This is a genomic window from Aquella oligotrophica (assembly GCF_002892535.1).
Taxonomy (GTDB): domain Bacteria; phylum Pseudomonadota; class Gammaproteobacteria; order Burkholderiales; family UBA11063; genus Aquella; species Aquella oligotrophica.
Genome location: NZ_CP024847.1, coordinates 1,698,606 through 1,713,967 on the forward strand (window position 1 = coordinate 1,698,606; position 15,362 = coordinate 1,713,967).

Below are 15,362 nucleotides of genomic sequence, written 5' to 3' on the forward strand. Positions count from 1 at the left end.
TGTATGGATCGTAATATAGCAAAGCTTGAGCCACAAATTGTCTGGGGCTATTTTCATCAGCTAACTCAGATTCCCCGCCCATCCAAAAAGGAAGATAAGGTTCGGGCATATTTGATTGAAACCGCCAAAACTCTTGGATTAGATTATACTGTTACTAAAATCGGCAACGTGGTAATTCGTAAAAAAGCAACAGATAGCAGCAAACCACGTAAAAAAATTATCTTGCAGGCTCATATGGATATGGTTCCTGCCAAAGGTAAGGAGTCTAAACATAATTTTGAGACTGACCCGATTGATGCTTATATAGATGGCGAATGGGTAACCGCTAATGACACCACCCTTGGTGCTGACAATGGGATGGGCGTAGCAATGGCACTGGCAGTTCTTAGTTCAAAAGATATAAAACATAATGATCTTGAAGTACTAATCACAACCGATGAAGAAGCGGGAATGACTGGTGCATTTGGCATCATTGGTGATGAAGTTACAGGTGAAGTATTACTCAATCTAGACTCTGAGGAAGATGATGAAGTCTGTATCGGTTGCGCGGGTGGTATAAACACTAATGTTACCTACCCAATTAGTCGTGAAGTTGCGGCACCTAATCAGCAAACACTAAAAATTGAATTAAAAGACCTATTTAGTGGACATTCAGGAGTTGATATTCCTCTAGGACGAGCTAATGCAATTAAAGAAATGGCACATTTACTAGTTGCACTTGATTTAGAATTTGGATTTCAATTAGTATCAATTAGTGGTGGCAAACTACGTAATGTCATTCCAGCTTATTGTGAAGCTTATATCAATATAGCAAAAGATAAGGTTCAGCAAATAAAACAATTTATCAGCAATTTTGAGCGTGATTTAGTTCAGGAATTTAGTGAAACCGACCCAAACCTTAAGCTCGTCGTTTTGGATGTAGATTATGCAGAGAAGGTAATTTACCCAACTCAGGCACGCCAATTTATCTATGCCCTTGATAGTGCTTATAATGGTGTTTGGCGCATGAATAACAAACTAGGAATCGCCGAAACTTCGAGTAATATTGGTGTAGTAAGTACTCATGATGATCATCTAAAAGTTATTACCTTACAAAGAAGTGCGATGCATGCTCCAAAAATAAAAGCAGCAAATGCGGTAGCCGCAGCATTTAGACAAATTGGCGCGAGGATTGAACATTCTGACTGTTATCCAGGATGGCAACCAAACACCCAAAGTCCAGCATTGGCGGTTGTAAAAGAAGTTTATCAAGAATTATTTAATGAAGAAATTCATGTTGGCGCGACCCATGGCGGGCTTGAATGCGGACTTATTATTGATAAATTTCCAACACTCGATGCAATATCAATTGGAGCAACAATCCGCTTTCCACATTCACCAAGTGAAAAGGTTAACATTAAATCAGTTGCTAAAAACTGGAAGCTATTAAGCAATCTAATTGAACGGCTTTAAAAAATAGTGCCCCATAAAATACGGGGCATTATTTATTTTATACGATTTAATCCAATATTTCCACTTTGTTGATCAAATAATACTTGATAATAATTGAAAATATTATTTCCAACATTTACAATGCCTCCATTATAATTACTATCATAGGCAGCTACCGGATCAGTTAAATAAATTGGCATTACACCCAGTGAAGTTACGATATCAGCTTTTATCGTATTTACAATATTTCCATCTTTATTAACATCAAGCCATGATGGTAATGGAGAAAATTGAAAGCTGGAAGATGCTCCACTATCAAACAATGAATTATATTGAATCACTGGGTTTGGAGCCCCTGAAATCATATAATCTACTGGTACTGCCATATCATCCCAACAAATCGGACTTGCTGATGAACTTACACCGTAATTATTGCAGCTACTTTCTACTAATTGAACCGTTCCAAAAATTGCAAGCTGTGATTCGGTAAAATTACCAAAGGTAATTTCAGATTTAGGCACATCAAAAATAAATGCTTGATTATATGGATATGGCAGAAATAACTTAGCAGAAACATTACTATCCATACGTAAGCCTAGAATTGCATGATTCTGTTTAGGATTGGGATTAACTACTCCATCAGCAACAACTATAACAGGCACCTGATTATTAGTACTAATTATTGAACCACCACTTTCACCATTAAGAAAACTAACTGTTGTATACCCAAGATATCCTGAACGAGGATTAGTACCATGGTCATAGGTATAGGTTACACTTTCATTGGTCATAACTATATTGCTACCCACATAGCTTGATTCTATAAGAAGAAAATCCGAGCCAGTATCAATCTCAGTAAGTGTTGCAGGACCTCCTGCAACACTCGTATATAAGGCAAATTTACTTGCATAAGTTGTTGTTGGAACAGTAACTGAGGCAAACATCTGTGCGCTGCCAACATTACCAGAGCTACCGCTACTGCATGCAGAAATAGCTCCTAACGCTAAAATAGATAAAACTATTCTTTTAATCTTCATCAAAGCTCCTAATTATTATTTACGCCAAGTACCCTACGTACACCCCATACCTGAGCTTTATAGAAACATTCGGTAAATGCGCGATAATCTGGTCCCTGGTAATGGCTATCGGTAATAATCCAATTCCCTTGATTATTGGCTGCAGACCACCATTGACTACCACATTCTCCATTATGAAAACTCCAGCTATCAATATCAGTTTCTGGTGCGATCATACTATCAGTAATCCAGCTACTTTGTCCAATTTTTTGTCCAGTCCACATAACTACATGAGTAACCGTTGGATTAATCGTCTGATTATTATAATCATAGGCTAATCCAGCGATATATAATAAATCTCCCGGCTGCAAATTATTCATGACTGATTCGGTCAAAGCATTTGCATTATAGCCTCCGCTACTAGTAAATACTGAAATATAACCGCCATGTCCATTACAACTGGTACTATCAGCCATCCCTTTAGGTAAATTAACTGCCGTACCATCATTACATACCAGATTTCCAGCAGAATATAGTCCTAGTGTATCAGCTGCTCCTGAATCATGAAAACCCGACATATTAGGTGCCAGATTTTGCTGATTGGCTGCCTGCCCTGCCTGCATTGAAACATCACTGGTAAAATAGATTGATTCAGCATAGGCATAATTTAATTTCGTATAGTCACTACAGTCCAAACCATAACCATAATTACCCGTTGGATACAACTTGCCAGAATCAACATTATACCAAGCTTTTTGTGACTCAATCCCGGTTCCCGAATAGTTCCAGCGAATTATTTGTGCTGGATTTGTAACTGGCTCTTTAGGCACATTACTACAGGATTCAAAACTAATTTTAGCATCTGGGTTTGGCGTAACCCCATCCATATTGTATTCAGGGTACCAAGTTGGAATATGATGATGACAATAGTTGACCTTTTGACTTACCCAGTAATTAGCCGCAGCAAGAACCCGGTCTTGTTGCCAATTAATATAATTATTACATGATTCAAGACTACTTGGAAATGGTAAATTCGCAAGGCTTGGCCCCCAGATAAAATCATACGGTAAACTGGCTAGGCTAACCCCTGTCAAACTATCAAAATTTGCAACATTATTCATGCAGTAATTGGGATAGGGAGTGGGGGTTGGGGTTGGAGCAGGCGATGGTGACGGAGTTGGGGTCGGAGCAGGCGATGGTGTTGGACTAGAGCTACTACCGTTATTACATGCCACAATCCCAAGCCCTGCCATAATTGATAATAAGATAATATTTATAGTTTGTTTTCTCATACCAGTTGCTCCTATATAATTTTCAGTATTATAAGACTTAGTGTCATTTTTCTTCAAATGCAAATTCGCATAACTATTATGTGTTAAATATCACTCGGCATAATTAGTACCATTAATATTCTAATCCGACATCTAAATAGCTATATACATTTAGGGTATTAATCTTGTATTTTTCAATTAGCTTCCTTGAGTTTGTCATTTGCTTTTCAAACATTCAAACATAAAATATCTACTTGCCAATTAGGAAAATAACTTCCTGTTTATTAAAATCAAATTTACTATTTTTCCATTTAGCTATTTCACGCGTGATGATTTTTTGTCCGCTAGTCATCAGATCAACTCCCAGACATAACTTTATTTCGGCATGCAGAGTTGTTAGCATTGCTTCAAAGAGTTTCTGATTGCGAAATGGTGCTTCTATGAAAATATGGGTACTATTTTCTTTTAGAATGGATTGCTCAAGCTGTTTTAATTTAACTTTACGTGCATCAGGTTCGGCTGGTAAATAACCGTGAAAGGTAAATTTTTGTCCATTAAGCCCGCTTGCCATCAATGTAAGTAAGATTGAGCTAGGTCCAACAAGTGGTACTACTTCAACCCCCATTTCATGACAAACTGCAACTACTCTACCACCGGGATCGGCAACGGCTGGACAACCACAGTCAGAAATTAAGCCGACATCTTTGCCAGATTTGAACGGTTCAATTAATTTACTAATATCCTGCTTATGTTTATTTAGTTCTTCAATCTGTAACTGTTGTAGCGGTGTATCCAGATTTAGCTGCTTCAAATGTGCACGTCCAGTTTTTGCAGTTTCAACGATAAAATGCTCTAGATGCCTGATCTGTAGCAACTCATTAGGAAGAAGTACTGCGCTATTAACTTCAGGATTAAGACTAGTTGGAATAAGAAAAAGTTTTGACATAATATGGGATATTTATAAATGTATTAGATAATTATTACAATATTATAAGGGATAAAGAATAAGAAATACTTTAAAAAGATAGATCTTACTTGGTCACATGGGTACATTCAGCCTTAATTCAATCTAATCAAAGTTTAATTTTAACCAAAAACTAATATTACTGCCTTGCTTCATTTGTATATTTGGCGGTGCACTAACTACTGTATAAAATCAAGATATAAAGCTTAAATATAGAAAATCCACTTATGGCACGCTCCCAGCACTAAATATTAGACTTAAAAATTTCATAAATCATGTAACTTTGAATTATTGACTCTAGAAGACCTCCCCCCATAACCCACTATTTCACCCTTAAACTAGAAAAAAGAAGATTAAAAAGGAGGTCTACGTGTTATTAAATTAAGCTAGCAAGTAATTCAGCTTTATCAGTTTTTTCCCAGCTAAACTCAGGTTCTTCACGTCCAAAATGGCCATAAGCCGCAGTTTTTTTATAAATTGGGCGAAGTAGATCCAGTTCCTGAATAATACCTTTTGGACGTAGATCAAAATTATTTATTACAATCTGTTCAATCTTGCGATCATCAATTTTACCAGTACCAAAAGTATGAACATTAATCCCAACTGGTTTGGCAATCCCAATCGCATAAGCTATTTGTACCTGACATTGACGTGCCAAACCTGAAGCAACAATATTTTTGGCAACATAACGGGCAGCGTAAGCTGCAGAACGATCAACTTTCGATGGATCTTTACCAGAAAAAGCACCACCACCATGAGGCGCTGCACCACCATAAGTATCAACGATAATCTTACGCCCGGTAAGACCGCTATCTCCCATTGGTCCACCTATGATAAATTTGCCAGTTGGATTGATAAAATATTTAGTATCTTTAGTTAGCATATGATTTGGCAAAGTTGGTTTAATAATTTCCTCAATCACGGCTTCTTCGATTTGACGATGGGTTAGTTCCGGATCATGCTGAGTTGATAATACTACAGTATCAAATGAAATAGCTTTACCACTTACATTATCATAGCGTACGGTTAATTGGGCTTTAGCATCTGGACGTAACCATGCTAATTGTCCAGATTTACGCACTTGTGATTGTTTTTCCATCAAGCGATGACTATAATAAATCGGTAATGGCATCAGCGTTGGCGTTTCATCACAAGCATAACCAAACATTAAGCCTTGATCGCCTGCTCCCATGTCTAGATCAAGCCCCTCGCCCTCATTAACACCTTGGGCAATATCTGGTGACTGTTCATCATAATTAACTAAAATCGCACAACTATCAGCAGCAAAACCATACTCATTCTTGGTATAGCCGATATTTCTTATCGTATCGCGTACCACTTGTTGATAATTAACATGCGCTTTAGTTGTTATTTCACCAGCAAGCACTACTAATCCAGTATTAACCAGTGTTTCAGCAGCAACACGGGAATATTTATCTTGACTAAAAACAGCATCAAGAATAGCATCAGAAATCTGATCAGCAACTTTATCTGGATGACCTTCAGAAACTGATTCAGAAGTAAATAAAAATTCAGACATTATAATTCCTTTTAATTTAAACTATTAAATATATATCGGGAATTACATGCTAAGAGAAGAAATATATTTATACGAGAAATCCCCCTTTAGCTGTAATTTAATCTAAAACCGCGCAAGCTGGAGAGTCAAATCCGGTTTTAGCAGACATTATTTTAGCATAATTTTTTTAGCAAACTAATTAATTTCGATGTTCAAAATCGCTAGGCGCACCCTGCTGAGCGGTACCTTCCATCGGATTATCGGCTGGTGCAGTTGTATTCATATTTGCACATGCAGAGATAAAAAATGAAAATAAAAAAGAAAATATGATTGATAATTTACGCATGGTCTAGCCTCCCATCAAGTTAAATTTTATTTTTAAGTGTTAATGCATAATTGGTAATATAAACCCCGATTAAGACAATTAGTCCGCACAAAAGCTCATTCATACCAATCCTTGCACCAAAGAACACATAGCCAATTATCACCGCCTGTAATGGAATGGTATTTTGAAAAACAACAGTACGAAATACCCCTAACTGAATAATCGCATCGGTATACCAAAGATAAGCAATTACAGTTGCAATTATTGACATATATAAAATTGAAAGCCAAAAGCTCAGATTTAACTCATGGATAGCTGTTAAATCACCACCAAGGAAAGCAAATAAACCAAGAGTAACGGCACCAATAATTGCTGCGTAGGTATTCATAGTGATTGATGGTACATTTTTTTGTGAAGTATATTTACTGATGACTGAATAACAGGCAAAAGTAATAGTTGCAAGCATACCCAATACTTCACCGCGCCCGACATGCATAAATATATTGCTACAAAAAAATTTACCACATTCCGGAGTTGCATAATTGATCACCCCAATTGAGCCTAAAAGTGCAATTAAAATTCCAATTTTACTTAAAAAATTAAGTCTAGCTTTAAAAACATAGGAGGAAATCACTGTGGTAATACAAGGTGCAAAAGCATACATAATTGCAACCAAATTCCCAGAAATTAACGATTCAGCACTAAAAAAAAGCAGATTATATAAGCAAATCCCAACTAAACCCAGTGCCAAAATGCAAAGCCATTGAGATTTATCAAGCTTAGGTATAAAATTTCCAGTTTTAAATTTATGGATAAAAATAAAAATAGCCGCAGTAATGATATAACGAATAAATGCGATTGTAACCGGACCAGTTTCTTTAGTTGCAATTTTCGCAACATGATAAAGGCTTGCCCAAATAGCAATAACCAAAATTAGTTTGATATATTGCCTCGAATGGCTAGTTGGAGTCATATTTATGATATTCTTTTATTATACATTTTATCCCGGAGCTACTTACAAACTCTTTAATTATGTTAAATTGCCATACTTTTGGATCAAGAGCCGGAAACCAGGCACAAGGATTAGTGACGTCACACTCCACCTCCGTTATGTGGATAGTACCAGCAAACTTAATGGCTTCAGCAAATATTTGACCACCACCAATGATACAGATTTCTTCATAAGTAGTGTTATCATCTAATGCATTTTGAAGCGAGGAGTAACAAACCACTCCTTCATGCTGATAACCCTTATTACTAATCACAATATTTTTACGCCCGGGTAAGACGCGCCCAATCGATTCAAAGGTCTTCCGCCCCATGATAATTGGTTTACCCAGTGTTACCTGTTTAAAATATGCTAGATCTTCAGGAATATGCCACGGTAACTGGTTATTGGTACCAATCACTCGTTCTTTATTCATCGCTACGATAAGAGTTATTTTTGACATGATTAATTAAACCGCAACCGGAGCTTTAATTGCCGGATGAGGATCATAGCCTTCCAGAATAAAATCATCATATTCAAAATCAAAAATATATTTGATAGCCGGATCAATTTTCATTGTTGGTAATGGGCGTGGCTCACGACTTAGCTGTAAATTAACTTGTTCAAGATGATTCAGATAAATATGCACGTCACCAAAAGTATGAATAAATTCACCAACATCCAGATCACAGACTTGAGCAATCATCATGGTTAATAAAGCATAACTAGCGATATTAAAAGGTATACCTAGAAACACATCTGCCGAACGCTGATATAACTGACATGAAAGCTTACCATCATTTACATAAAACTGAAAAAACGAATGACACGGCGCTAACGCCATTTTATCGAGTTCACCGACATTCCATGCGGATACGATCAAACGGCGCGAATTAGGATTATGTTTTATTTCTTCAATAACATTACTAATCTGATCAATTACATCACCATTAGCGCCCTGCCAGCTGCGCCATTGTTTACCATAAACCGGACCTAGCTCACCATTTTCATCAGCCCATTCATTCCAGATGGTTACTCCATTTTCAACTAAGTATTTAATATTGGTTTCACCACGTAAGAACCATAATAACTCATGAATGATTGATTTAAGGTGAACTTTTTTGCTGGTAACAAGAGGAAATCCTTCTGCCAAATCAAAGCGCATCTGATAACCAAATGTAGAGATGGTCCCGGTTCCGGTACGATCTTCTTTTTTTGTTCCATGAGTAAGAACATGTTTTAATAAATCATGATACTGTTTCATAAAGCCTCCTATTACCAGACATTATCTAAAGATAATTCGCTAGTAATTCAAAAATTTTTGCCGTTGTTGGCAGTAATGGTTCTAATTCGATATCTTTATCTAATTGATACCAGAATAGTTTTTGTCCTTCCAAGGGCTGTGGTTCATTTTGCCACGCTGTTACCAGAATAATATCCAGCGTCACCAAAGCATGTGGATATTGATACTCTATCTGATCTAGATAAGATAAATTTGGAATTGCTACAATAATATCCAGCTCTTCATTTAATTCTCTTATTAGTGCTGCAAAAGCCGACTCATCTCTTTCCAGTTTGCCACCGGGAAATTCCCAATAGCCAGCAAATGGTTTACCTTCTGGACGACAAGCCAAAAGCACCGAGTTTTCTAGCTTATTATAAATTATTCCCAAACAGGCATTAATTATTGGCATTAATATCCTCAGCAAACTCTTTCCGGGCGAATAATAACATAAAACTGACCCCCTGTGGATGATCTACATCGACATCAGTCCACGGAATATAGCCCTGCACTTTAAAATTTTGATTTGGTACCCGAGTAACTTTTACATAGCGTGAATTATTATTAGTAAGCCCGATATACGCAGTTTCACTATTTAACCTTGGAACAATCGAGTCATATTCAAGCATCAATAAACTAATCGGAGTAGTTGCCTTCCAATTATAAATATCGGCATTTAAGAGTTTTGCATGTAATTGAGGATTATCTTTAAAATCTGGTATCGTCAACATTGCTACCGAATTGGAGCCATCTTTATTATAGCCAACAGTCTTGGCTGCATCGGTTATTGCTGTGTATTTATGCCCCTCTTTAACTGGTGCTTTCTCTATCCAACTCAAGAGATCGTATTTAACGCCATTAAACACACAATTATTACAAGCTAAAAATTCTGGATTAAATATGGGACTATTTAATGATGCACTTTCATAATATTGGTAAGAGTGAACAGCATCAACATAAAGCCCCGGCTTAGCAAATTCTGTCACCCACGAATTTTCAATATAATCTGGGGATTGTTTATCCTTTGTCTGACTATTTAAAACATAACTCCAAGTTACTTTGGATATATTATATGCCCCAAGAATAGGAACTGTTTTTTGCAGGCTAAATGGATGCTTATTAAAATAGTCTGAATTATCCTGAACTATTTTTGCTGCCCATAAAGCATAAGATCCGCCCTCTGAATATCCGCTGATATATAATGGAATTTTATTATCTATCCGATTAATTGCCATTTTTGCCAAAGTACTCTCAAGCGGCTTTAACATATATAAACCACTTAATGCATTTACTTCGGGATAAAGAATGTATGGATGAACACTCTGTTGATCAATTCCAAAGCCAATATAATCAGGCATAACCACCACGTAACCATCAGAGGCAATTGCACTTGCCATCAAACGACTTAACTGAAAATCATCACCATTAAAATTTGATGGAATATTATTTTTATCCAATATGGTATGATGATAAAAAAGCACTATTCCTTTTAGTGGTTTAGCGGAGTCAGGAATAAGTACTGCGCCAGAAACTAATTGCGGCTTACCTTCATTATTAACTGCCGTATAGTTTAATGTATAACCATCAATTGATTTTATACTACTATCGATTAAACCAGACTCTTTTGAAACATCGGTGCCTGTATATAACTTCAGGTTTTCTTTATTATAACTACAATTGGCAATATAAATCCCAGCACATATTTTGTTCAAATAATATTTATACAATTTTTCAGGTTTATAATCAAGTACCTTAAAAAACTGAACTTGCTTGCCATAACTCTCGGAGAGCATAATTTGCTGATATTTTTTATCGGTAAAATACTGACTGTAGTCATTAGATTCCAGATTAAGTGTCCCACCATGAGAAATAATCTGCCCTTCTGCCCAAACAGCATTTATCAGTAGCAAGCAAATGATTAATACCAATCGAATCAACTACTTACTCCAGATTCGTTTATATTTAGCAAGTAAATCCTCATCTGACTCAGGATACTCAGTATCAAGATCAATACAGGCTACCGGACATACGATTTGACATTGCGGTTCGTCATAATGACCGATACATTGAGTGCATAATTCTGGATTAATTTCATAAATTTCTGCCCCCTGATAAATTGCCTTATTCGGGCATTCTGGCTCGCAGACGTCACAATTGATACATTCTTCCGTAATTTTTAACGACATTTTAGTTCCAATTTTATATCAATTCAAGTAAGGCGAATTTTACATTTCCTGCCTTACCCTGTTTTATTACCCGGTATTTTTCCGGAATTAATGGTTGATTTTCATATTCTATATAAATTTGTCCATCTTTTGCAAGGATTTTATCAATTACCAGCAAAGATTGTGAAAGTAAGTTCCCTTTATATGGAGGATCAAGAAAAATCAGATCAAAAATTTCACTACAAGTATTTAAATACGCTAAAGCCTCACGACAAACTATTGTAGCGCTGGCTTCTATTTTCAATAGTTTAGTATTATCAGTCAACAGCCTCGCAACCTTAGAGTTTTCTTCAACCATCACTACACTAGCGGCATTGCGTGAACAGGCCTCAAAACCTAGCGAGCCGCTACCAGCAAAAAGATCTAGACACTTCTTACTCGTTAAATCCTGCCCTAGCCAGTTAAATAAAGTCTCTTTTACCCGATCAAGGGTTGGTCGCAAATCTGGCGCATCAATAACCGAAAGTTGCCGACTACGGTGAACTCCACCGATAATACGGATTTTACCCATTGTAAAACTTTATAATAAAAGCAGTATTTTAACAAATTAGAAGCTAAAGAACCAAATCAGATTTTTAATGGATGGTATAATAAGCAATAATCATTGCAAATTTTTATTTTTAAGCTATGTATTTCCCTAGAATCCCTGCCGAACAAAGAGCCAATATTTATGCCCATGCCTTGAGCTTTCTGCTTAATGTAACTGGTTACATTATTACCAACGATTTCATTTTCATCTGGATTGAAATTGCCAGCCTCTCATTTATCGGATTTCATACTGCAAAAAGTCCAAAATTCTTTGATCGTAATATTCTCAACCATTTTCTGACGGTTATGATCTACTATTTGATTGCACACCTGATTGGTAGCAATGATGTTTTATATTCGCTACTTATCTTTGGGTTTACTTATTTTTATTTTATCCTAAAAGATAATGGTTTCAATAAAAGTAGTCAGCTTTGGATGTACATTCAAGCTCTACTGATTGATACTACCTTCGTTAGCTTCCCATTTCAGGAAAAAATCATGGCAACTGTTGTTGCCTATATGGAAGCACAACTAATTCTAAATCTAACTTTTGCTTTCTTCACTAATAATATACAACATGAAGCCGAACGTAAATACATTGATATTTTTAAAATCACTCTACGTGACTGGATAGACTTTCATAAAGAAGCAGTAAGACTAGCAATCCGTGGTGCTCTTACTGCTACTATTTTATATAGTCTATGTTCAGGATTTCATGATTTAAAACCGAACTGGGCAGTAGTTACAGCTGTATCTTGCCTACAAAGAAATGATAAAAATGGTAGTCTACGCGCGATCAAAGGAATTGCGATTGGTAGTTTAATTGGCTGGCCATTAGCCAATGGTTTAATTTCACTTCTTGGGCAACATGCTTTAATTGCAACTTTATTATTATGGGGCTTTATGATTGCAGCATTAATACTATCACTGGAACAAATAAAATCACCAAATCTTAACCGCCAAATCATTGTTACTGCCTTTTATTTGATAACTACCACCTGCATTGCAATCGGTATGAATGCCCCCAGCCACACCTATGTACACCTAAAAGTAATGAATTCATTAATTGGGATTAGTATTGGTTTTCTAGCATTAGGCATTTGGGAACTTACCCAAAAAAGCCCCGTAAAGTGAGATTAAATGAGCTCTAATTACTGGATACTGCCAATGCCTGTTTTATAAATTCTGGATTATAATTGCGGCTAAATTCTGGCAAGGCTTTTAATAAAAGACCACCATATTGTTTAAGAACAATCCGATTATCACAGATAGTTACCTGCCCATAATCGCTTTCATTACGTAGTAAACGACCAACCGCTTGGATTAATTTTATCCCAGCCTCGGGTAATGAAACATCCATAAAATAATTACCATTTTCAGCTTTTACCCAATATTCACGAACCATGCTTTCTGGATCTTTATGGGTTTCAAATGGCAATTTAGTAATTACCACATGCATACAATAACGCGAAGGCAAATCCACACCCTCAGCAAAAGAGTTTAGCCCAAAAATAATGCTTGGAATACCGCTATCAATTGTCTCTTTATGTTCAGCGATCAGTTTTTGATTACTGCTAAATTCAGTTTGCAATAAAACACGATTCTGTAATTTTACAGGTAATTGTTTAAAGCTATCTATCAATTGCTGCCGATTAAAAAACAACACCAAAGTACCATAAGGATCACTATAATTAAGGATCTGACCAAGATATATACCTAGCTCTTTTTGAAACATCTCGCGCATATTAAATTCTGGTGCGTACTGAAACCGAGGTATAACTAATTGACTTTGATTTTTATAATCAAAGCTTGACGGTAATTTGACTGTGACTACTTTAGGAAGAAGATTTAGCCCCATTTGGAATTTAATATATTCAAAACTGGTTCCCACTGCAAGAGTGGCAGAAGTTAAACAGGCTCCATATACCCGATTCCAAAGCTTATTTATCAGTAGATTACCCACATGGGTTACACCCGAAGTAATTTTATAATCTTCACTCCCGCCACTAATAATCTGCTCTACCCAACGGACATTCGCATTATAGCGTGAATTATCCTGATTTATCAGATAATTTGAGGTATTGGCAATTTGTGCTATTGCCGACAGATAAAATCCCAGTTTTACTAGATTTGCTTCGGCAAGATAATCACCACCATTTTTTATCCGCTCTTTCAGTTTCTCCTGAATCTTTTCCATACCATCAACAAATTCAGCAGAATTAAACGCAATTACGATAAATAAATCTTTTACATCTTGAGTAATCGCTGCATTCAGGTAATCATTTAAGATCAAAATACCGTTATTAAAAACTGAATTATTAATTTTTAATAGCTGGAGGAAGTTTTCCATTCCATCTACTAAATCCTGTCCTTTGGCAACCAGATTATCGCAAAATGGAATATCATCGACAATATAACTATTACTTGCTGGATTAGTAATCAGCTTCATTGCATTATTAACTAAGCCAATACTTTGCCTTAAATCAAACTGCCCCATGAATCCATTAATGGCATACCCCGGGAAATTATGCGCCTCATCGACACACAAGAAATAGCTCTCTGGTTTGACAGGTAGGACATTACCTCCACCGCTATCCAGATCCGCCATTAGGAGACTATGATTAGTAACAATCAAATCACAGCTTTTCAAATATTCGCGATTATTATAAAATGGGCAACGCGATTCATCTTTTTGATTGTGTGGACATTGATAGCCAAGGCATTGATGCTTATCTACCGTAATTAGTGGCTTTAGTTTATTTTCAATCATGACTGGTGCATTATCCAAATCACCATCCCAGCCACTACTAAATGCCGTTGCAATTTTTGTCAGCTTCTCGGCTGAATTATCCGCTTGGGCAACCATATCACTAGCCACATCTGACATGCTATTTTCAAGCTGATAAGGACATAGATAGTTACTCCGACCTTTAGCTAAACCATACTTGATTTTTATGCCGCTTGCCTTAATAAATAAAGGAATGTCCTTACTTGAAAGTTGCCCTTGTAGCGTTTTGGTGGCGGTAGCAATAACTAATTTTTTGCCAACTTTTATTGCCTCCGTTACTCCAGCCATGAGATAAGCAAGACTCTTACCAGTTCCGGTCGGTGCTTCAATCATGCAAAGATTGTGGCCATCTTTCAAGTCATCTTTAATATTTGATAAGCACTGCGAAATAACTTTTACCATTTCAAGCTGACTCGGTCTAGCCTTAAAATCAGCAATATTCGCGGTTATATTGGCATAGGTACGCTCAATTGCCATTAGAATTGTTTACCTTTTAAACCATATATAAACCAGACAATGGCAGCAACCAAAATCGAGCAAATTATGCCAAAGAGTATAGAGCCTACTATAAGCGGTAGTAGTAGCAAATGCCAGTTAGCAAAAATATGATGAAAATTGGCACTGATCATATTGGTAGAGAATTCGATGCCCAAGACATGGCAACCGAGGTAATATGAACAATAAAGAATTGGTAGCATGGTAAATGGATTACTTACCCAAACCCAAGCAATCGCAACGAGTATATTAGCACGAAACAATATGGCAAAAAGTGCCGCTGGAAGCATCTGAAAAGGCATTGGCAACATAGCCCAGAATACACCAATCCAAGTCGCTTTTACCACCTGCCAACGTTGAAAATCCCATAAATACGGCTTATCCTCAAGTTTATGTTTAATAAATCCAAAGCACTTATGATTTTCAACGTACTCACGCGTTGGGATGTATTTTTTTAATTTACGGGCAACCAAGCCATATCTCCAAATTATATTTTTTGAATCCTGTATTTTATCAAAGCATAGCTATAT

The 15,362-nt window shown here is 36.5% G+C and carries 16 protein-coding genes; 2 read left to right on the forward strand and 14 right to left on the reverse strand.

Annotated features, from left to right (window positions below):
* The first annotated feature begins 3 nt into the window (after positions 1–3).
* Entirely contained in the window at positions 4–1,452 is a 1,449-nt protein-coding gene (locus CUN60_RS07825) for an aminoacyl-histidine dipeptidase (RefSeq protein ID WP_102951501.1), read from the forward strand.
* A 32-nt stretch (positions 1,453–1,484) separates the two neighbouring features.
* Here CUN60_RS07825 and CUN60_RS07830 read toward each other — a convergent pair whose 3' ends face one another.
* The 12 genes from CUN60_RS07830 to rsmD all read right to left on the reverse strand — a co-directional run bounded on the left by CUN60_RS07830 (position 1,485) and on the right by rsmD (position 11,532).
* Positions 1,485–2,468: a hypothetical protein gene (locus CUN60_RS07830; protein WP_102951502.1), complete on the reverse strand. Its 984-nt coding sequence runs from the start codon at positions 2,466–2,468 to the stop codon at positions 1,485–1,487.
* Positions 2,469–2,476: 8 nt separating this feature from the next.
* Positions 2,477–3,739, reverse strand: coding sequence for a hypothetical protein (locus CUN60_RS07835; RefSeq protein ID WP_158649349.1), 1,263 nt, complete (start codon positions 3,737–3,739; stop codon positions 2,477–2,479).
* A gap of 229 nt (positions 3,740–3,968) precedes the next feature.
* On the reverse strand, positions 3,969–4,664 hold the full coding sequence (locus tag CUN60_RS07840; protein ID WP_102951504.1) for an SAM-dependent methyltransferase: 696 nt from the start codon (positions 4,662–4,664) through the stop codon (positions 3,969–3,971).
* A 394-nt stretch (positions 4,665–5,058) separates the two neighbouring features.
* Complete coding sequence (gene metK / locus CUN60_RS07845) at positions 5,059–6,222, reverse strand: methionine adenosyltransferase (protein WP_102951505.1); 1,164 nt, start codon at positions 6,220–6,222, stop codon at positions 5,059–5,061.
* Positions 6,223–6,400: 178 nt separating this feature from the next.
* Positions 6,401–6,547 carry a hypothetical protein gene (locus CUN60_RS12955; protein WP_158649350.1) on the reverse strand — a complete coding sequence of 49 codons (147 nt, stop codon included), beginning with the start codon at positions 6,545–6,547 and terminating at the stop codon, positions 6,401–6,403.
* A 19-nt stretch (positions 6,548–6,566) separates the two neighbouring features.
* Positions 6,567–7,499, reverse strand: a complete 933-nt coding sequence (locus CUN60_RS07850) for a DMT family transporter (RefSeq protein ID WP_102951506.1) — start codon at positions 7,497–7,499, stop codon at positions 6,567–6,569.
* Positions 7,486–7,977 (reverse strand): dihydrofolate reductase, encoded by a 492-nt coding sequence (locus tag CUN60_RS07855; protein ID WP_102951507.1) that lies wholly within the window; start codon positions 7,975–7,977, stop codon positions 7,486–7,488. The genes CUN60_RS07850 and CUN60_RS07855 overlap by 14 nt, the downstream gene beginning before the upstream one ends.
* A 6-nt stretch (positions 7,978–7,983) precedes the next feature.
* Entirely contained in the window at positions 7,984–8,778 is a 795-nt protein-coding gene (locus CUN60_RS07860) for a thymidylate synthase (protein ID WP_102951508.1), read from the reverse strand.
* A 25-nt stretch (positions 8,779–8,803) separates the two neighbouring features.
* Positions 8,804–9,208, reverse strand: coding sequence for an NUDIX domain-containing protein (locus tag CUN60_RS07865; RefSeq protein WP_102951509.1), 405 nt, complete (start codon positions 9,206–9,208; stop codon positions 8,804–8,806).
* The gene (locus tag CUN60_RS07870) at positions 9,195–10,733 is read right to left on the reverse strand and encodes an alpha/beta hydrolase family protein (RefSeq protein ID WP_102951510.1); all 1,539 of its coding nucleotides are present in this window, start codon (positions 10,731–10,733) and stop codon (positions 9,195–9,197) included. Before CUN60_RS07870 ends, CUN60_RS07865 begins: the two co-directional genes overlap by 14 nt.
* Complete coding sequence (locus CUN60_RS07875) at positions 10,734–10,982, reverse strand: YfhL family 4Fe-4S dicluster ferredoxin (protein WP_102951511.1); 249 nt, start codon at positions 10,980–10,982, stop codon at positions 10,734–10,736.
* Positions 10,983–10,995: 13 nt separating this feature from the next.
* Positions 10,996–11,532 carry a 16S rRNA (guanine(966)-N(2))-methyltransferase RsmD gene (gene rsmD / locus CUN60_RS07880; protein WP_102951512.1) on the reverse strand — a complete coding sequence of 179 codons (537 nt, stop codon included), beginning with the start codon at positions 11,530–11,532 and terminating at the stop codon, positions 10,996–10,998.
* Positions 11,533–11,648: 116 nt separating this feature from the next.
* On the opposite strand from rsmD, the gene CUN60_RS07885 reads away from it, so the two are divergent.
* Positions 11,649–12,683, forward strand: a complete 1,035-nt coding sequence (locus CUN60_RS07885) for an FUSC family protein (protein WP_102951513.1) — start codon at positions 11,649–11,651, stop codon at positions 12,681–12,683.
* A 13-nt stretch (positions 12,684–12,696) separates the two neighbouring features.
* On the opposite strand, the gene CUN60_RS07890 is transcribed toward CUN60_RS07885, so the two are convergent.
* Together CUN60_RS07890 and CUN60_RS07895 are read right to left on the reverse strand one after the other, a co-directional pair.
* Complete coding sequence (locus tag CUN60_RS07890; protein WP_102951514.1) at positions 12,697–14,814, reverse strand: helicase C-terminal domain-containing protein; 2,118 nt, start codon at positions 14,812–14,814, stop codon at positions 12,697–12,699.
* Positions 14,814–15,305, reverse strand: a complete 492-nt coding sequence (locus CUN60_RS07895) for a DUF2062 domain-containing protein (RefSeq protein ID WP_158649351.1) — start codon at positions 15,303–15,305, stop codon at positions 14,814–14,816. The genes CUN60_RS07890 and CUN60_RS07895 overlap by 1 nt, the downstream gene beginning before the upstream one ends.
* Positions 15,306–15,362: the final 57 nt, after the last annotated feature.